The sequence below is a fragment of the Cronobacter universalis NCTC 9529 genome (assembly GCF_001277175.1).
Lineage (GTDB): Bacteria > Pseudomonadota > Gammaproteobacteria > Enterobacterales > Enterobacteriaceae > Cronobacter > Cronobacter universalis.
Map to the genome: position 1 here is coordinate 1,092,327 of NZ_CP012257.1, position 18,802 is coordinate 1,111,128.

The window sequence follows — 18,802 nt, forward strand, 5'->3', positions numbered from 1 at the left end:
GGATTTTTTTATGTTCGCGGCTTCGCGGGATAACGCTTAATAGTCGCGATAACTGTAGATACCTGCGGCCAGCACCAGTTGCCCTGCCACCTCGTGCGCTTTCTCGCGCCCGACCAGCAGGTCGATAATTTTGAGCGCGAAATCAATCGCGGTGCCCGGCCCCTGACTGGTGAGCAGGTTGACGCGCGGATCCCAGACGACGCGCTTATCCTGCCACTGATCGTCCGGGATGGTTTCTTTCAGCGCCGGAAAGCCGGTCATGTTGCCGATCGGGAACAGCTCGTGCGGCACCAGTACCGTGCCCGCCGCCGCGCAGATGGCCGCCACAATCCGCCCGGAGAGATGAAACTGGCGCACCGTTTCGACCAGCAGCGGGCTGTCGCGAAACGCTTCGGCGCCTTTCAGGCCGCCCGGCAGCACAATCACATCGAAATCGCCGTCCGCCACTTCCACCAGCGGCGCATCCGCCAGCAGCCGGACGCCGCGCGAGCAGGTGACAGTCAGATTGCCGTCGCCAGCGACGCTCGCGGTGGTGACGTTAATCCCGCCGCGCACCAGCAAATCGATGGTGGTGACCGCTTCGGTCTCTTCAGTGCCAGGGGCGAGGCATACCAGTGCCGATGCGCTCATACTCATTCTCCTTGCGTTTAATCTGTTCATACAGACGGCTGTTAACCGGCAGCGTCAGGCCATGCGCTCTGGCGCGGCGCAGCAGATAGCCGGTGATGTAATCAATCTCGGTGTGACGCTGCTGGCGGATATCCTGCAGCATCGAGGAAATATTGGCGGCGGTGCTCTCAATCACCTGATTAATGTAATACAGCAGGCTCTCCGGCGACGTGTGATGTCCCTCGCGCTGCATCACCAGGGCGACCTCGGCGCAAATCTCGCGCACTTCGTCCTGCCGCGCGCGCAGGTCGCCGTTCGGGCAGTTATAGAGCGCCGTCAGCGGGTTAATCACGCAGTTGGCGGCGAGCTTTATCCAGCGCGAGGCGTTGACGTTATCGTGCCACGCGACATCCGGCAGCGCCTGCTGAAGCAGCTCCGCCAGCCGGGAGTCATCCTGCGCGCCCGGCGTGACCGGGCCAATGTGGGTGGTGCCGCAGGCGACATGGATCACCTGATTGCCTTCGCGCCGCGCCGCGTGGGTCGTCACGCCCGCCAGCAGCGGTTGTTGCACGGCGCGCAGCTCGTCGAGCGTGCCCATGCCATTATGCAGCAGCAGAATCGGGCTGCCGGCGGGCAGCCGGCTGGCCAGCGTGCTCACCGCATCAGAAACCTGCCAGGCTTTCAGCGTCACCAGTAGCAGCTCGCTTTCCGCCAGAAACCCGGTGTCGTTAGTCGTGAAGGTGTGCTGAAACGTGCTGTTGTCGGTTTCCACCAGACTGACGTTATATGACGATTGCGGCACCCGCAGCCATCCCTGCACCTCGTGACCTTGTTTATGCAGCGCGCTCATCCAGAGCTGGCCTAACGCGCCGCAGCCAAGCACGGTAATTTTCATGGTTCCTCCTCGCCCGCAACAGCGCCGGGCGTTGTGTCATACGTCTATTATAACGTGAGCGCTTAGGCTTTCGCCTGCCGCCGGTTTCCGGGTTGTGTTATGCGCCTTTGCGGGTATTATGCAACGCACATACTGTGAGGGAGATAGAAAACATGCCATCTTTTGACATTGTGTCTGAGGTCGAAATGCGCGAAGTGCAGAACGCGGTAGAGAACGCCACGCGCGAACTCGAGACCCGTTTCGACTTTCGCAACGTGACCGCCAGCTTCGAGCTGAACGAAAAAAATCAGACCATCAAAGTGACGAGCGAATCCGATTTCCAGGTGAACCAGCTGCTGGATATCCTGCGTGCGAAGCTGCTGAAACGCGGCATCGAAGGCAGCTCTATTGAGGTGCCGGAAGAGTTCGAGCACAGCGGAAAAACCTGGAGCGTGGAAGCGAAGCTTAAACAGGGCATCGATTCCGCGATGGCGAAGAAAATCGTGAAGCTGATTAAAGACAGCAAGCTGAAAGTCCAGGCGCAGATCCAGGGCGAGCAGGTGCGCGTCACCGGTAAAGCCCGCGACGATCTCCAGCAGACCATTGCGCTGGTGCGCGGCGGCAATCTTGGCCAGCCGTTCCAGTTCAATAACTTCCGCGACTAAGCGGTAAGTTGAACCGACGGCACAAAAAAGGGCGGATTTTCCGCCCTTTTTCTTTGTTCATGACTTAAACGCCGAGCATTCGCTGCTCTATCTCAACGCGGTTCGTCACTTTGGTGTCGATTTTCAGATACGCGCTACGCTCATCGGCCACCACAATCGCCTCGCTGACGCCCGCGCTTTCACGTAAACGCTGCGCGAGCGCCTCATCGGCGGCTACTTCAGGCGGAATTTCCACGCGGATGCTGCTGACATAGGGCGGCTCTTTCATCGTGGTGCTCACCAGCAGCCAGACGGTCGCCAGCAGCGCGCCCACCAGAAACACGGTTTGCGAGTCAAACAGGCCATCAACCCAGCCGCCAAGCGATCCGCCAATGGCCACGCCCAGGAACTGGCTGGTGGAGTAGACGCCCATCGCGGTGCCTTTATAGCCCGCCGGAGACTCTTTACTGATAAGCGACGGCAGCAGCGCTTCCATCAGGTTAAACGCCACGAAAAAGAGCTGAACGCCGAAGATAAGCTCCCAGAAGTGCGGGCCCGCGCCCCACAGCACAATTTCCGCAATCAGTAGCAGCGCCACGCAGAAGAGAAACACGCGCTTCATTTTGCGCTTCGCTTCGGCGTAGATGATGAACGGCACCACCGAGACAAACGAAATCAGCATCGTGCAGAGATAGACTTTCCAGTGCGCCGCCGCCGGGTAACCGGCCGCTTCAAGCTGGCCGGGCAGGGCGACGAAGGTCGACATCAGCAAAATATGCAGGCACATGATGCCGAAGTTGAGCTTCAGCAGCGTCGGCTCCGCCAGCACTTTGCGAAAGCAGCCTTTAACCATGCCGGAATCGCGGTTCAGCACATGGTTGCCGCTGTCCGGCACGACCCAGAGCGTAATGATAATGCCCGCAGTGGCGAGCACCGCGATCATCCAGAACAGCGCGTGCAGGCCGAGCGCGTGCGTGATAATCGGCCCGAGCACCATCGCGATGGCGAACGTGATGCCAAAGCTGACGCCGATAAACGCCATCGCTTTGGTGCGGTTCTGTTCGCGGGTAAGGTCGGAAAGCAGCGCCATAACGGCGGCGGCAATCGCGCCGGAGCCTTGCAGCGCGCGCCCAAGGATAATGCCCCAGATGGAATCGGTCAGCGCCGCGACCAGGCTGCCGATAACGAAAATCGCCAGTCCTCCGACAATCAGCGGCTTGCGGCCGATGCGGTCAGAGAGCAGGCCAAACGGCACCTGGAAAATCGCCTGCGCGAGGCCGTAAATACCAATGGCGAGGCCAATCAACGCCTCGCTTGCGCCCTGGAGCGCCATTCCGTAAGTAGTAATGACCGGCAGTACCATAAACATACCGAGCATGCGCAAAGAAAAGACCGTCCCTAAACCCCATGTCGCGCGCAACTCGACTGGCGTCATTTTGTTATCGTTCATTACCACCTCAGATAAAAAGCAGGTCTTAGTGTAGTGCGAGGGCAGGGGAGGGTAAATGCCGGGTTATTTAGAAAATATTTCAAGGGTTAACTATTAATGCTGCCAATAAATCGGCCGTCAGATCGCAGCAATAAAAAAGGGTGCCGCAGCACCCTTTTTCGTCCCGATGACTTACCAGACGTAAGTCAGCAGATTATGTGAATCCGGCACCATGAAATCCACGGACATCATCACGCTGAGCGAGGTGATGGCGACAATCGAGAACACAAACAGCTTGCGTGCCCAGACTTTGTCGTTTTCAGCCTTGTAGCCACGCAGGGCCATGCCAAGCCACCAGACGCTGACCGCTGCCGCCACCACCAGGTATTTATACCCGGCATAACCGCCCAGCGAGAGCATCAGGGTCGCCACGGCGAAGGCGATGATATAAAGGGTAATGTGGTTTTTCGCCACAGAGATCCCTTTAACCACCGGCAGCACCGGAATATTGGCGGCCTGATAATCCTTGAAGCGGAAGATAGCAATCGCATAGGAGTGCGGCATCTGCCACAGGCTGAAAATCGCAAGCAGGATCAACGCGCCGGTATCGAACTCGTTGGTCACCGCGCAGTAGCCGATAACCGGCGGCGCGGCGCCCGACAGCGAGCCAATCAGCGTGCCGTAGACCGAATGGCGTTTCATGTAGAGGCTATAAACCCCGACATACACCACAAAGCCCATGACCGCCAGCCACATCGCCAGCGGGTTCGCGCCGAACCAGAGCAGCATAAAGCCAGCAATACCCAGCAAGGTGGCGTACACCAGCGACATTTTCGGCGAAATCAGTCCCTTCACCAGCACACGGTTTTTCGTGCGCTCCATTTTGCGGTCAATATCACGGTCGATGTAGTTGTTGAACACACAACCGGACGCCACGACCAGCGACACCCCCACGAGGGTGAAAAGGAACAGGGGATAGTCGATGCTGCCTTTGGAAGCCAGCAGGAATCCCCCGATAACCGATATCAGGTTGCCGAAGATGATGCCTGGTTTCGTTACTTGCAGGTATTGCTTAATCATACTCGCCGCTCTTAGTGAACCATCATGTTGTAATTCAGGTTCCACATAATCCAGATAGAGCCTACCACTACTATCGCGATAATCAGCAACGTAAAGACAAAGGCTACCAGGTTCCAGCGCTCCTCAGAGGAGGCGTTCATGTGCAGGAAGCACACCAGGTGAACCAGAATCTGTACGACTGCGGTTGCCACGACCACACCCAGCAGGGTGCCGTGAGACGCGGAGCCGTTCATGACCATCCAGAACGGGATTACCGTCAGAATAACCGACAGGATAAACCCGATCAGGTACGTCTTGACGCCACCGTGGTGGGCGCCGTTGTGATCGGTTGAATGACTCATTACATCGCCCCCATCAGATAGACTACAGAGAACACACAGATCCACACGACATCCAGGAAGTGCCAGAACATGCTCAGGCACATCAGACGCGCGCGGTTATTGTGGGTCAGACCGCGGCGGGAGACGTGAATCATCATCACGACCATCCAGATAAGGCCAGAGGTTACGTGGATACCGTGGGTGCCGACCAGAGTAAAGAACGCTGACAGGAAGCCGCTCTTATCCGGGCCGAAGCCTTCCGCGATCAGATGATGGAATTCATAGATTTCCATCGCCACGAACCCTGCGCCGAACAGGAAGGTCAGGGCGAGCCAGGACATCACCTGGCTCTGTTTGTCTTTATTCATGGCGATCATCGCCATGCCATACGTGATGGAGGAGAACAACAGCAGGAAAGTTTCAACCAGCACAAATGGCAGTTCGAAAATGTCTTTCCCGGTCGGGCCCCCCGCCGTGCCGTTCACGAGAACGGCATAGGTGGCAAACAGACATGCAAAGAGAATGCAGTCGCTCATCAGGTAGATCCAGAAGCCAAAGACCTTATTGGCTCCTGCATCGTGGTGCCCATGCTCATGGCTGCCATGGGCAAGTTCGTGATTAATGCTCTCAGTTGACATTTTTCAGCCCTGCTTTGGTGATTTCTTCGAAGTGCTGGTTTTCCAGTTTCTCAACGGTGGCTACCGGTACGTAGTAATCCACGTCTTCATCGAAGCTCTTCGCAATCCAGGTAATAACGATACCCGCGAAGCCCACGATAGCCAGCCACCAGATGTGCCAGATCATCGCGAAGCCAAAGATGGTGCTGAACGCGCCAATGAAAATGCCCGCTGCGCTGTTCTTCGGCATATGAATTTCTTCATAGTGCGCCGGCTGCTTGTAAGCTTCACCTTTGTCTTTCATTTCCCAGAACGCGTCGCGCTCGTGGATTTCAGGCACTACTGCGAAGTTATAGAACGGCGGCGGAGAAGAGGTTGCCCACTCCAGCGTACGGCCGCCCCACGGGTCGCCAGTCAGGTCACGGTTCAGGTGACGGTCACGGATACTTACGTAGATCTGCAGGATGATGCACAGGATACCGCACGCGATCAGCAGCGCACCGATTTCCGCGACAATCATCAGCGGCTGGAACATCGGGTCGATGTTCTGGCTCACACGACGCGTCATCCCCATGAAGCCCATGGCGTACAGCGGCATAAAGGTTACGAAGAAGCCGATGATCCAGAACCAGAACGCACGGATGCCCCAGGTTTCGTTCATCTTGTAGCCAAAGGCTTTCGGCCACCAGTAGCTCATGCCCGCGAAGCAACCAAATACCACGCCGCCGATGATGACGTTATGGAAGTGCGCAATCAGGAACAGGCTGTTGTGCAGTACGAAGTCTGCGCCCGGTACCGCCAGCAGCACGCCGGTCATACCACCGATGGAGAAGGTGATGATGAAGCCGATAGTCCACAGCATAGAGGAGTGGAACTGAATGCGGCCCTGATACATGGTAAACAGCCAGTTGAAGATCTTCACCCCGGTCGGGATGGCGATAATCATCGTGGTGATACCAAAGAAGGCGTTAACGTTCGCGCCACTACCCATGGTGAAGAAGTGGTGCAGCCACACGATGAACGACAGCACGGTAATCGCGATGGTCGCCCAAACGAGGGAGGTGTAACCAAACAGACGTTTCTTCGAGAAGGTGGAGGTGATTTCAGAGAACACACCAAACACCGGCAGAACCAGGATGTACACTTCCGGATGGCCCCAGGCCCAGATCAGGTTCACGTACATCATCATGTTGCCGCCCATATCATTGGTAAAGAAATGGGTGCCCAGATAGCGGTCCAGGGTTAGCAACGCGATAGTGACGGTCAGGATCGGGAAGGAGACGATAATCAGGACGTTAGTACACAGCGACGCCCAGGTGAATACCGGCATTTTGAACATGGTCATGCCCGGCGCACGCATCTTCAGAATGGTCACGAAGAAGTTGATACCGGTCAGTGTCGTACCAATACCGGAGAGCTGGAGACTCCAGATCCAGTAGTCCACCCCAACGCCCGGACTGTACTCAATACCCGAGAGCGGCGGATAAGCCACCCAACCGGTCTGAGCAAACTCGCCCACGCCCAGAGAGACGTTCACCAGAATTACCCCGACAACGGTGAACCAGAAGCTCAGGTTGTTCAGGAACGGATAAGCCACGTCGCGCGCGCCGATCTGCAGCGGAACCACCAGGTTCATCAGACCGATAACGAACGGCATCGCCACGAAGAAGATCATAATAACGCCGTGGGCGGTAAAGATCTGATCGTAGTGATGCGGCGGCAGGAACCCGGCTTCGCCGGAGGCCGCCAGCAATTGCTGGGTACGCATCATGATGGCGTCCGCGAAGCCGCGAACCAGCATCACGATAGCCACGAGGATATACATGACCCCGAGACGTTTGTGGTCCACAGACGTGAGCCACTCGTTCCACAGATAAGACCACTTACCGAAGTAAGTGATAGCTGCAACTAGCGCCAGTCCCCCGACGATAATGGCAGCCACCGTAACCATGATAATCGGCTCATGGTACGGGATTGCATCCAGTGTAAGTTTTCCGAACATCGTATTATTCCTCGGCCCCTTAGTGAGAGGTTTCCGCGTGATTCATGTCCATGCCTTCCATGCCTTCGTGGGCGTTATGCTCCCCTTCAGACTGAGTCATATCCATGCTCTTCCCAGGTCCCATGAATTTGTTAATGACATCTTTAAACAAATCCGGTTTTACGCTGGAGAAGTATTCGACTTTGTTGTATTCGCTCGGGGCCGCCAGCTTGTCGTAGGTCGCCATATCGTTAATGGTTTTGCCAGACTGCTTCGCTTTGGCCACCCACTGGTTGAAGGTCTCGTTATCCGGCGTGGCGATTGCCTTGAACTTCATGCCGGAGAAACCTGCACCACTGTAGTTAGCAGAAATACCGTCGTAGGTGCCGGCTTCGTTCGCAATCAGGTGCAGTTTGGTCTGCATACCTGCCATTGCGTAGATCTGGCTACCCAGGCGCGGAATAAAGAAGGAGTTCATCACCGAGTTGGAGGTGATTTTGAATTCCACAGGCGTGTTCGCCGGGAACGCGATTTCATTAACCGTTGCGATACCCTGCTCCGGATAAATGAAGAACCACTTCCAGTCCATTGCGATAACTTCGATGGTCACCGGCTTCGCATCGTGATCCAGCGGACGGCTGGGTTCGAGCGAGTGCGTGGTTTTCCATGTCAGTACTGCAAGGAAAATGATGATAAGGATCGGGATGGTCCAGACAACAGCTTCAACTTTGTTGGAGTGTGACCAGTTGGGGCTGTATTTTGCGTCCTTATTGGTTGCCCGATATTTCCAGGCGAAGCCAATAGCCATCAAGATGGCTGGAATCACGACAATCAACATCAGCCCGAGGGCGGTCAGTATCAGTGAACGTTGCTCCAGTCCAATCTGTCCTTTGGGGTTGAGAAGCGCAGCATCGCAGCCACTGAGTAAAACAGTGCCTGCGAATAATGACAGCAGTCCCAAACTTTTATTGTATTTCCTGAGTCTCATTTAACGACCTCAATTCAGGGGGATCTGGTGGCGGTTAAAGTGTGCCGGGCATTTTACGGGAAGGTTACATTACTGTAAACACGAATGGCGCAGTGTCTGCGGGGCGTAACCGGGTTCTGTCGCTACCGTCACAGCCAATGCAACAAAATGTAAAATGTAAGCCATGACAGCCACATGGCAAGGGTTATAACAAAATCCTATGTAAAGTAAGGTCAAGACGGGAATTGAGTATATAGGGGAGAAAATAACATACAAGAAATTAACAAGACGGTTTCAAATGAGAAACAATAACGGCGCGGAAATAATTCTTCACCGTGCTGAATCGTTAAAAATAATGTCGCACAGAATGATAAACGAAATTATTTAAAGTCTCTGCTACCAAATTTCGATAAATATATCTAAGCAAATCAGATGCTATTTTATTGACCAGTAAATTGGAACACTTTCTTCGTTGTGCTTTTTTTCTGGCGATAAAAGCAACAAAAAAACAACAAATATTCAGGGTAAAGGATTGATACACATGGAAACAGCAACGCCGCTGGTAGGCATCGATCTGGGCACATCCAACAGCGCGGTGGCCTGGTTTAATGACGGACGCGCCACGCTGATTGCCGATGGCCAGACGCGCGTACTGACGCCGTCGGTCGTCGGGCTGGACGACGACGGCCATCTGATCGTGGGCGAAGCGGCGAAAGCGCGTCTGGTCAGCCATCCGACGCTCACCCATGCCAGCTTCAAGCGCTACATGGGCACCGATAAAATTTTTGCGCTCGGCGAACATCGCTTTCGCGCCGAAGAGCTCTCCGCTCTGGTGCTTCGCAAGCTGAAAGCCGATGCCGAAGTCGCGCTTGGTTGTCCTGTCACCCGCGCGGTCATCACCGTGCCGGCCTGGTTTAACGATATCCAGCGTAAGGCCGTGAAAACCGCAGGCCATCTGGCGGGGCTCACGGTTGAGCGGCTGGTGAATGAACCCACGGCGGCCTCGCTCGCCTACGGCCTTGCCGATAACCGCGAGCAAAAATTTCTGGTTTTCGATCTGGGCGGCGGCACGTTTGACGTTTCCATCGTCGATATGTTTGAAGGCGTGATTGAAGTGCGCGCCAGCAGCGGCGACGCCAGGCTCGGCGGCGATGACTTTACCGATATCATCCGCCAGTGGATGCTCTCGCGCTATCCGCACTATCAGCCCTCCGGCGCGCAGGACGAGGCGCAACTGGTGGAAGAGGCCGAAAACCTTAAGCGGCAACTGACGCACCAGGCGCTGGCGACCGCCACACTCAGCGCAGGCGGCCAGGAGATGACCTGGACGCTCGACAACGACACCTTAACGGAGATTTGTCAGCCGCTGCTGGCGCGCCTCAAACAGCCGGTCATCCAGGCGCTGCGCGACGCCCGTTTTGATATCGGCGATCTGGACGATGTGATTCTGGTGGGCGGCGCCACGCGTATGCCGGTGGTGCGCCAGCTGGCCGCGCGTATGTTTGGCCGCTTCCCGCGCGCCGAACTCAACCCGGATGAAGTCGTCGCGCTCGGCGCGGGCATCCAGGCGGGGCTCGCCAGCCTTGACGCCGCGCTGGACGACATCGTACTGACCGACGTCATGCCGTATTCGCTTGGCATCGAAACGGCGCGTCGCAACGGCGAGCGCTATGACAGCGGCTATTTCTTGCCCATTATTGAGCGCAACAGCTTTGTGCCGGTCAGCATGTTCCGCGCTATTTCCACCGTTTACGATAACCAGCGCCAGCTGGAGATCGCCGTGTTTCAGGGCGAAGCGCGCCGGGTGGCGGAAAATATTCTGCTCGATAAATTTACGCTCGATGTTCCCGCGCGCCCGGCGGGCGAGGTGACGGTGGATGTGCGCTTCACCTATACCCTCGACGGCATTCTGGAAGTGGAGTGCAAAGTGGACGGCCAGGAGAGCGCGGCGTCGCTGGTGATTGAACGCGCGCCCGGCAGCCTTAGCCCGGAGGAGATTAAGCAGCGTCTGGCGCAGCTCGACGCGCTGAAAATTCACCCGCGCGACCGCACGGAGAACCGGCAGCTGCTGGCGCAGGCGAGCCTGCGCTATGAGCAAACGCTCGGCGAAAGACGCCATCTTATCGATCACTACAGCGCGCGGTTCGAGCAGGCGCTGGAGAGCCAGGATCTGCGTGAGATCGCGCTCGCGCGCCAGGCGCTGGAGCAGATCCTCGCGCAGTTTGACGACGGGTTGCGCTAATGGACGCCTGGACGCTACTCGGCCTTGAGCCGACCAAAGATAAAGCCGCGCTGCGCCGCGCGTGGGCGAAGATCGTCAAACAGCATCGCCCGGATCAGGATCCGCATAAATACCAGCAGCTACGCGAAGCCTATGAGGCGGCGCAGCGTTATCAGGCGTATGACGACGAGGAAGAGGGTGAAGAGGCGGATGATGAAAACGTCATCACGTATCGCTTTACGCCGCAAACGGCGATAACGGTGCAGGACGCGCCTCTGCCTCAGGCTGAAACGGTGGCCCTCGCAGAGTGGGATGCACAAGCGCTTAACGAACAGGCGCAGGCGCTCGCCAACACGATTGTGGCTGACGAGATGGCGGGTTGCCGGCAACTGGAGACGTTTCTGGCTGCCGGACTGCCGGATGCGCTGGCGGCACGCCGTTATTTCAGCGAGCGGCTTGCCGACGCGCTCTCTCAAGAGCAGTGGCTGACGCGCGGCATGCTGGAGCATGTGGGCAGGCTAATGGGCTGGGAGCTCGATCACTACCGCAGCACGGCGCTGCCTGACGTGCTGATTTGGGCGCTTGAAGCGCGTATCGCCACGACGGAAGAAGAGTACCGGATGGTGGTGGAGCGCGGGCAGCATCAGGCGAGCTGGCTGTCGAAAGCCCGCTGGCGGTTGATCAGCGAACCGCAGGCGCCGCTGCCGTGGTGGGGGCGTTTCTGGCCCGGTTTTCTGGATGAGGCGCGCCAGCGCGCGCGCGCGATGTGCACTGAGCATCCGGGGATGTGGCAGCGCCTGAATCCGGTCATGATTGAGCTTTTATCTGCGCCTGGCTGGGCGCTGTCACTTTATACCTTTATGGCTGTGCTCTTCTGGGGCAGCGTGCTGGGTTTCCTTGCGATCGACCCGCAGGTGACGGCGGTGGATATCGGTATCGTCGGCGCGATAGTGGTCGTTTACCTGTTTGGCATACCTTATCTCTGGAACCGCTATCCGGAAGGCAGCCGTCAACGGATCGGCATTCGTGTGGGCTACGTGTTGTTATCGGTCGCGTTACTTGCCCTTCCGGTGGGAGAGCTTGCGCGATATACCGTCGGGTTTTACCAGAAAAACCATGAAATCACGCCGCTGCTTTATGTGGTCGTCATTATCGGGGCGGTGCTGGTGGCGTGTTTAAGACCGCGGATGCGGGTGTGGTGGCGCTGGCCCATTGATATTATCTCCGGGCCGTTGGGGTTTCCTGTAAACCTTATCAGTCAGCTTCCGTGGATAATTAACCTGCTGTTGATTCCGTTCGGCAGCAAAGTGTACAGCGCGATAATAAGCAACATGATCACGTTACTACGCTTAGGGTTCTGAACGCGCGTTACCGTTACGCAGCGCCAGGTAATCCAGCAGGCAGCCGAGCACGATACCAGCAAATGCCAGCAGTAAACCCGCTTCAAGCAGGGTGACGCCAAAGGTCAACGCGCTCAGGCCGAGCGCGTTGCTGGTAATCACCAGCAGCCAGACGCCAAGCAGCACGCAGCCAGTCAGCAGCAGACGCAGCGCGAAGCGGTAGCCCGCCGGGTAGGCCTGGCGGCGCAGAAACCCGCCGGTATCGCCCATATACTCCAGCGTTCCCTTGCACAGCTGTAACAGCAAAATGCCCGGCACGGCCGCCGCGACCGAGAAAAGATAAAACGTCGGCCAGCCGTAAACTTCCACAAACCAGCCCGCGACAGGGCCGACATAGACGCGGCCTACGGCCGAGATCGCCGAAAGCAGGGCGAACTGCGTGGCGGAGAACGATTTATTACAGAGCGTCATCAGCAGCGCCACAAACGCCGCGGTGCCCATGCCGCCGCACAGGTTTTCAAAGAAGACCGCCGTAGCCATGCTCAGCAGGTCTTTATCCGTGACCGACAGGAGCCAGTAACCCGCGTTCGAGACCGCCTGCAGAATGCCGAAAATCAGCAGCGCGCGGAACAGCGAGAGCCGCTGCATCAGCACGCCGCCATACAGCGCGCCGATAATCGTGGCAATCAGCCCCAGCGTTTTATTCACCATCCCCACCTGGCCGGCGTCAAAGCCGACGCCGCGAATTAAAAAGGTGGTGGTCAGGCTCATGGCGAACGCGTCGCCAAGCTTATAGAGCACAATCAGCAGCAGGATAAGCCAGGCGTTATTGCGCCCGAAGAAATCGCGCAGCGGCGCGACCACCGCCTGCTCCAGCGTGCGCGGGGCGGGAATTGCCTCGTCTGGTTCAGGCGCAAGCCAGGTGGCGATAAGGCAGGGGATCAGCAGCGCGGCCATCAGCCAGTAGGTGGCCTGCCAGCCGAGCCAGCGGTCCGCTATCCAGAGCGCGAGACCGCCGGACACCAGCATCGCCAGCCGGTAGCCCAGCACGCTAATCGCAGCGCCGGTTCCGCGTTCGTCTGCGGGCAGTACGTCCGTTTTCCAGGCGTCGAACACGATATCCTGCGACGCCGAGCAGAACGCAATCAGCACCGCCAGCGCCGCCATCCAGCGCAGGTGCGTCGAAGGTTCCAGAAAGCCCATGGCGGCGATGGCGACGAGTAACAGGAGCTGAGTGATAAACAGCCAGCCGCGGCGTCTGCCGAGCAAGGGCGGGGTATAGCGATCCATCACTGGCGACCAGAGAAATTTAAAGACGTAAGCCTGACCAACGAGGGAGAAAAAGCCGATGGTTTTCAGATCGATATTTTCGACCGTCATCCAGGCCTGGAGCGTGCCGGAGGTGAGCGCCAGCGGGAGACCGGAAGCGAAGCCGAGGATCAGTAAAATAGCGGATTTCGGCTGCTGGAAAAGACGTAAATAATGACTGTGCATGGGCGGCCGTAAAAAAAGCGGCCCGGCGAACCGGGCCTTTAACAACAGGGATGATTAACGCGCGTTCTGTTTGATGAACTCGTGAATGCTGGTGTCCTGCGCCATATCGGCGATGGTGTCGCTCAGCACGGAGTTAACGGCGTCGGCGATGTTTTTGTTGCTCGCCTGGAAAGCGCCTTCAACAGAGTAGCTGGCGCGGTAGTTTTTGGTCATCTTGTTGCCGGTTTTCGCGGTGGCGATGATAGAGATATCCGCTTTGGTGGCGATGTTGTAGCGCACGTTGCCCTGCGATACGTCAGCATAGAGCTGGTTGACGATGATCTGCAGATCCACCGCGCCGCTAGGGCCAATCATGTAACCGCGGGAGGTCATCTGTTTTTCCAGCACTTCCTGGAGCAGGAAACGCAGATCGCGGGAGGCGGTCAGCGTCACCAGCTGGTTGTCGCGGGTCACTTTCGCGAGCGCCTGATCCTGACGCTGGTCGGCGCCGTTGATGCTCACGGTCACGCCCATCAGGCTTGGGTCCTGCTGCGGCAGGGAAATTTTCGGGGAGACTTCAATCGTCGTCGGCGGTGTCGCGCAACCGGCCAGCATAAAAAGGGCGACGAGCGGGAAGAGTACTTTTTTTAACATGTTCAGGCTCTCAACGGTCCATGGGCAATAAAGAAGAAAATTCCCGCCATCATAGCATCGCCATGCGCGAGGGGAAGAGGCCAGGCGACTGAAAATACCGCAATCTCTTTTTTATGACCGCCGTCTGGCTTCAGGCCGTGGCAGATTCCCGTAAAACGGCGCTACCAGGCGTCAAGCCTGCCATAAAGCGAAGCGGCTGCAAAAGTTAAAATTGTGTTGTTTTTTGACAATGGAAACGGTAAAAGCGGCTAACCTTTAAAGTGATGGCTGCCATCGCAGCGTTGTCGAGGAGAGTTTTATGATGATACGCGAGCAGATCGAAGAAAAACTGAAGGCGGCCCTTGAGCCTGTCTTTCTGGATGTGGTGGATGAAAGCTATCGTCATAACGTGCCGGCGGGCTCTGAAAGCCATTTCAAAGTTGTGCTGGTCAGCGATCGCTTTGTCGGCGAGCGTTTTTTAAATCGGCATCGCATGATCTACGGCATCCTTAGCGAAGAACTGGCCTCGACGGTCCATGCGCTGGCGCTGCACACCTACACGCTTAAAGAGTGGGAAGGGCTGCAGGATACCGTCCTGCCTTCTCCGGCCTGTCGGGGAGCCGGCACGCTGGCCTGATCAATCACAGTTGCAACGTCAGGAGCTTTTCCAGTATGTTGCGCCAGCGGTAAGAAAACGAAACGGCCTGCGGGCCGTTTTTGTTTTGCCTGAATTTTGCGCGCCATGTGCACTTTTCAGTCGTAATTTTGCCGGGAAGTGTGAAAAGTGCCGCAATGCCTCGGCTGGCTTTTCTCGACTCCCCAAGGGGATGCCGCTATAATGCTGCGTCTTATTTTTCGGAATGTCTTCGGGACGATTCTGGCGACAGGGATAGTGTTTCTGCTAAAGAAGACGTCCCGGTTCTGCGAAGCGAATACCATAGGGCTTCCAGAGTTGACCGAGCACTGTGATTTTTTGAGGTAACAAGATGCAAGTTTCAGTTGAAACCACTCAGGGCCTTGGGCGCCGTGTAACGATTACTATCGCTGCTGACAGCATCGAGAACGCTGTAAAAAGCGAGCTGGTCAACGTGGCAAAGAAAGTGCGTATCGACGGCTTTCGCAAAGGCAAAGTACCGATGAATGTTGTTGCTCAGCGTTATGGCGCTTCCGTGCGTCAGGATGTGCTGGGCGATCTGATGAGCCGTCATTTCGTTGACGCCATCATCAAAGAAAAAATCAATCCGGCTGGCGCGCCGAACTATGTTCCGGGCGAATACAAACTGGGCGAAGACTTCACCTACGCGGTAGAGTTCGAAGTGTACCCGGAAGTTGAGCTGAAAGGCCTGGAATCTATCGAAGTTGAAAAACCGGTTGTTGAAGTGACCGACGCTGACGTAGACACCATGCTGGACACCCTGCGCAAGCAGCAGGCGACCTGGAAAGACAAAGACGGCGCCGCTGACGCGGAAGACCGCGTGACCATCGACTTCACCGGCTCTGTAGACGGCGAAGAGTTCGAAGGCGGCAAAGCGACCGACTTCGTACTGGCGATGGGCCAGGGCCGCATGATCCCGGGCTTTGAAGAAGGCGTTAAAGGCCACAAAGCGGGCGAAGAGTTCACCATCGACGTGACCTTCCCGGAAGAGTACCACGCGGAAAACCTGAAAGGTAAAGCCGCGAAGTTCGTCATCAACCTGAAGAAAGTTGAAGAGCGCGAACTGCCGGAACTGACCGAAGAGTTCATCAAACGTTTCGGCGTGGAAGATGGTTCTGTGGCCGGTCTGCGCGCTGAAGTGCGTAAAAACATGGACCGCGAGCTGAAAGGCGCCGTGCGTAACCGCATCAAGTCTCAGGCTATCGAAGGTCTGGTGAACGCGAATAACATCGACGTTCCGGCTGCGCTTATCGACGGCGAAATCGATGTACTGCGCCGCCAGGCTGCGCAGCGTTTCGGCGGTAACGAGAAACAGGCTCTGGAACTGCCGCGCGAACTGTTCGAAGAACAGGCTAAACGTCGCGTCGTTGTAGGTCTGCTGCTGGGCGAAGTGATTCGTACCCACGAGCTGAAAGCTGACGAAGATCGCGTGAAAGCGCTGATCGAAGAGATGGCTTCCGCTTACGAAGATCCGTCAGAAGTTATCGAGTTCTACAGCAAGAACAACGAGCTGATGGACAACATGCGCAACGTGGCGCTGGAAGAGCAGGCGGTTGAAGCGGTACTGGCGAAAGCCAAAGTGACCGAAAAACCGACCTCTTTCAACGAACTGATGAACCAGCAGGCGTAAGCCCTTTCATCGTTTCACGACGAGGCACATGGGGCCCGTCACCGCAGGGTGACGGGCTTTTTTGTCACTTTTCCTACCCAAAAATGGCGGGTAAGGGGTGTTTCGGTGTTAGCGTAACAGCAAAAGATTGTTATGCTTGAAACAGGGCATCATTATCCCCATTAATGAAACAGTAAAAAGTGAACGACTGGCTGATAATCCGTCCGTAAGGTGTTTACCGGCAGGAGCATAGTCATCCTGTACGGTCTCAAGTAGAATCAGTGCAGCAGGTTACTCAGAATATTTATCCAGGAGACGGATATGTCATACAGTGACGAACGTGATCAATTTGCACCCCATATGGCTCTGGTGCCGATGGTTGTTGAACAGACCTCGCGCGGCGAGCGTTCTTACGATATTTTCTCCCGTCTGCTCAAGGAACGTATCATTTTTCTGACCGGCCAGGTCGAAGACCAGATGGCCAACCTGATTGTCGCGCAGATGCTGTTTCTGGAAGCGGAAAACCCAGAGAAAGACATCTATCTTTACATTAACTCGCCGGGTGGGGTAATCACCGCCGGGATGTCAATCTACGACACCATGCAGTTTATTCAGCCGGACGTCAGCACCATTTGTATGGGGCAGGCCGCGTCAATGGGCGCCTTCCTGCTGACTGCGGGCACGAAAGGGAAACGTTTCTGCCTGCCCAACTCGCGCGTAATGATCCACCAGCCGCTGGGCGGCTACCAGGGGCAGGCGACGGACATTGAAATCCACGCCCGCGAAATCCTGAAAGTGAAAGCACGCATGAACGAACTGATGGCGCAACATACGGGCCAGCCTCTTGAACAAATCGAGAGAGACACCGAGCGCGACCGTTTCCTCTCTGCAGGTGAAGCAGTAGAGTATGGTCTGGTTGACTCCATCATGACCCACCGTAACTGACGCCCGCCACGCGAGGGCCGCTATACTCATTAAGAGGTGGCCCTCGGTATCCTGGCGGCAGGCGCTGGTATTGGCATGGCGTTGTCGCGTGCGGCACTAAGAACAGAAAAGAGGTTTTGACTCATGACAGATAAGCGCAAAGACAGCTCAGGCAAACTGTTGTACTGCTCTTTTTGCGGCAAAAGCCAGCATGAAGTGCGCAAGCTGATTGCCGGGCCGTCCGTGTATATCTGCGACGAGTGTGTCGATCTGTGTAACGACATTATTCGCGAAGAGATTAAAGAAGTGGCTCCGCACCGTGAACGCAGCGCTCTGCCGACGCCACATGAGATTCGTAGCCATCTTGACGATTACGTTATTGGTCAGGAAAAGGCGAAAAAGGTGCTGGCGGTAGCGGTCTACAACCACTATAAGCGTTTGCGTAACGGCGACACTTCCAACGGCGTTGAGCTTGGCAAAAGTAACATTCTGCTGATCGGGCCGACCGGTAGCGGTAAAACGCTGCTCGCCGAAACGCTGGCGCGCCTGCTGGATGTGCCGTTTACCATGGCCGACGCCACGACGCTGACCGAAGCCGGTTACGTGGGCGAGGATGTGGAAAACATCATCCAGAAACTGCTCCAGAAGTGCGACTACGACGTACAGAAAGCGCAGCGCGGCATCGTGTATATCGATGAGATCGATAAAATCTCCCGTAAATCCGATAACCCGTCCATCACGCGCGACGTGTCCGGCGAAGGCGTTCAGCAGGCGCTGCTGAAGCTTATCGAAGGTACCGTGGCTGCCGTACCGCCGCAGGGCGGTCGCAAGCATCCGCAGCAGGAATTCTTGCAGGTTGATACTTCAAAGATCCTCTTTATCTGCGGCGGCGCGTTCGCGGGCCTCGATAAAGTTATCGCCAACCGCGTTGAAACCGGCTCCGGCATTGGTTTTGGCGCGACGGTGAAAGGTAAATCGCAGAAAGCGACCGAAGGCGAGCTGCTCTCTCAGGTGGAGCCGGAAGATCTGATCAAATTCGGTCTGATCCCGGAATTCATCGGTCGTCTGCCGGTGGTGGCTACGCTGAACGAGCTGAGCGAAGACGCGCTGATCCAGATCCTGAAAGAGCCGAAAAACGCCCTGACCAAACAGTATCAGGCGCTGTTTAATCTGGAAGGCGTGGAGCTTGAGTTCCGCGACGAAGCGCTGGAAGCCATCGCGAAGAAAGCGATGTCCCGTAAAACCGGCGCGCGTGGCCTGCGCTCTATCGTAGAAGCGGCGCTGCTGGAGACCATGTACGATCTGCCGTCCATGGAAGAAGTGGAAAAAGTGGTCATCGACGAGTCGGTGATTGCCGGCCAGAGCGAGCCGCTGCTGATTTACGGCAAGCCGGAAGCCCAGCAGGCATCCGGCGAATAATTCGCCA

General features: G+C 56.6%; 17 protein-coding genes. 7 read left to right on the forward strand and 10 right to left on the reverse strand.

Features of this window, described 5'->3' with window-relative positions; genetic code table 11:
* Positions 1-36: 36 nt before the first annotated feature.
* Both yajL and panE read right to left on the reverse strand, forming a co-directional pair.
* Positions 37-630 (reverse strand): protein deglycase YajL, encoded by a 594-nt coding sequence (gene yajL, locus AFK65_RS04960; protein ID WP_007705353.1) that lies wholly within the window; start codon positions 628-630, stop codon positions 37-39.
* Entirely contained in the window at positions 590-1,504 is a 915-nt protein-coding gene (gene panE, locus AFK65_RS04965) for a 2-dehydropantoate 2-reductase (RefSeq protein ID WP_007705355.1), read from the reverse strand. Before panE ends, yajL begins: the two co-directional genes overlap by 41 nt.
* A 152-nt stretch (positions 1,505-1,656) precedes the next feature.
* On the opposite strand from panE, the gene AFK65_RS04970 reads away from it, so the two are divergent.
* Positions 1,657-2,148 (forward strand): YajQ family cyclic di-GMP-binding protein, encoded by a 492-nt coding sequence (locus AFK65_RS04970; RefSeq protein WP_007705357.1) that lies wholly within the window; start codon positions 1,657-1,659, stop codon positions 2,146-2,148.
* A 64-nt stretch (positions 2,149-2,212) separates the two neighbouring features.
* Here the strand turns inward: AFK65_RS04970 and AFK65_RS04975 are convergent, their stop codons facing one another.
* The 6 genes from AFK65_RS04975 to cyoA all read right to left on the reverse strand — a co-directional run bounded on the left by AFK65_RS04975 (position 2,213) and on the right by cyoA (position 8,542).
* Positions 2,213-3,577 (reverse strand): MFS transporter, encoded by a 1,365-nt coding sequence (locus tag AFK65_RS04975; RefSeq protein ID WP_007705359.1) that lies wholly within the window; start codon positions 3,575-3,577, stop codon positions 2,213-2,215.
* A 171-nt stretch (positions 3,578-3,748) separates the two neighbouring features.
* Positions 3,749-4,636, reverse strand: a complete 888-nt coding sequence (cyoE, locus tag AFK65_RS04980; protein WP_007705361.1) for a heme o synthase — start codon at positions 4,634-4,636, stop codon at positions 3,749-3,751.
* Between the two features lie 11 nt (positions 4,637-4,647).
* Positions 4,648-4,977, reverse strand: coding sequence for a cytochrome o ubiquinol oxidase subunit IV (locus tag AFK65_RS04985; RefSeq protein ID WP_004387740.1), 330 nt, complete (start codon positions 4,975-4,977; stop codon positions 4,648-4,650).
* A complete protein-coding gene (locus AFK65_RS04990; RefSeq protein ID WP_007705363.1) occupies positions 4,977-5,594 on the reverse strand; it encodes a cytochrome o ubiquinol oxidase subunit III in 618 nt (205 codons plus the stop codon). Before AFK65_RS04990 ends, AFK65_RS04985 begins: the two co-directional genes overlap by 1 nt.
* On the reverse strand, positions 5,584-7,575 hold the full coding sequence (gene cyoB / locus AFK65_RS04995; RefSeq protein ID WP_038857837.1) for a cytochrome o ubiquinol oxidase subunit I: 1,992 nt from the start codon (positions 7,573-7,575) through the stop codon (positions 5,584-5,586). Before cyoB ends, AFK65_RS04990 begins: the two co-directional genes overlap by 11 nt.
* A gap of 19 nt (positions 7,576-7,594) precedes the next feature.
* A complete protein-coding gene (cyoA, locus tag AFK65_RS05000) occupies positions 7,595-8,542 on the reverse strand; it encodes a cytochrome o ubiquinol oxidase subunit II (protein WP_004387737.1) in 948 nt (315 codons plus the stop codon).
* Positions 8,543-9,062: 520 nt separating this feature from the next.
* Here cyoA and AFK65_RS05005 point away from each other — a divergent pair.
* The gene (locus AFK65_RS05005; RefSeq protein ID WP_007705513.1) at positions 9,063-10,763 is read left to right on the forward strand and encodes a molecular chaperone HscC; all 1,701 of its coding nucleotides are present in this window, start codon (positions 9,063-9,065) and stop codon (positions 10,761-10,763) included.
* Positions 10,763-12,103: a J domain-containing protein gene (locus AFK65_RS05010; protein ID WP_038857836.1), complete on the forward strand. Its 1,341-nt coding sequence runs from the start codon at positions 10,763-10,765 to the stop codon at positions 12,101-12,103. Before AFK65_RS05005 ends, AFK65_RS05010 begins: the two co-directional genes overlap by 1 nt.
* Here the strand turns inward: AFK65_RS05010 and ampG are convergent.
* Complete coding sequence (ampG, locus tag AFK65_RS05015) at positions 12,092-13,576, reverse strand: muropeptide MFS transporter AmpG (RefSeq protein WP_038857834.1); 1,485 nt, start codon at positions 13,574-13,576, stop codon at positions 12,092-12,094. The two genes, AFK65_RS05010 and ampG, sit on opposite strands and share 12 nt — an antisense overlap.
* A 54-nt stretch (positions 13,577-13,630) precedes the next feature.
* The gene (locus AFK65_RS05020; protein ID WP_038857831.1) at positions 13,631-14,209 is read right to left on the reverse strand and encodes a lipoprotein; all 579 of its coding nucleotides are present in this window, start codon (positions 14,207-14,209) and stop codon (positions 13,631-13,633) included.
* A gap of 298 nt (positions 14,210-14,507) precedes the next feature.
* Between AFK65_RS05020 and bolA the strand changes: the two genes are divergently transcribed.
* From bolA to clpX, 4 genes are all read left to right on the forward strand, one after another.
* Positions 14,508-14,825: a transcriptional regulator BolA gene (gene bolA, locus AFK65_RS05025; RefSeq protein WP_007705649.1), complete on the forward strand. Its 318-nt coding sequence runs from the start codon at positions 14,508-14,510 to the stop codon at positions 14,823-14,825.
* 349 nt (positions 14,826-15,174) lie between these two features.
* On the forward strand, positions 15,175-16,473 hold the full coding sequence (gene tig, locus AFK65_RS05030; protein WP_007705650.1) for a trigger factor: 1,299 nt from the start codon (positions 15,175-15,177) through the stop codon (positions 16,471-16,473).
* A gap of 300 nt (positions 16,474-16,773) precedes the next feature.
* Positions 16,774-17,397: an ATP-dependent Clp endopeptidase proteolytic subunit ClpP gene (gene clpP / locus AFK65_RS05035; protein WP_004387730.1), complete on the forward strand. Its 624-nt coding sequence runs from the start codon at positions 16,774-16,776 to the stop codon at positions 17,395-17,397.
* A gap of 123 nt (positions 17,398-17,520) precedes the next feature.
* The gene (clpX, locus tag AFK65_RS05040; protein ID WP_004387729.1) at positions 17,521-18,795 is read left to right on the forward strand and encodes an ATP-dependent protease ATP-binding subunit ClpX; all 1,275 of its coding nucleotides are present in this window, start codon (positions 17,521-17,523) and stop codon (positions 18,793-18,795) included.
* Positions 18,796-18,802 lie beyond the last annotated feature (7 nt).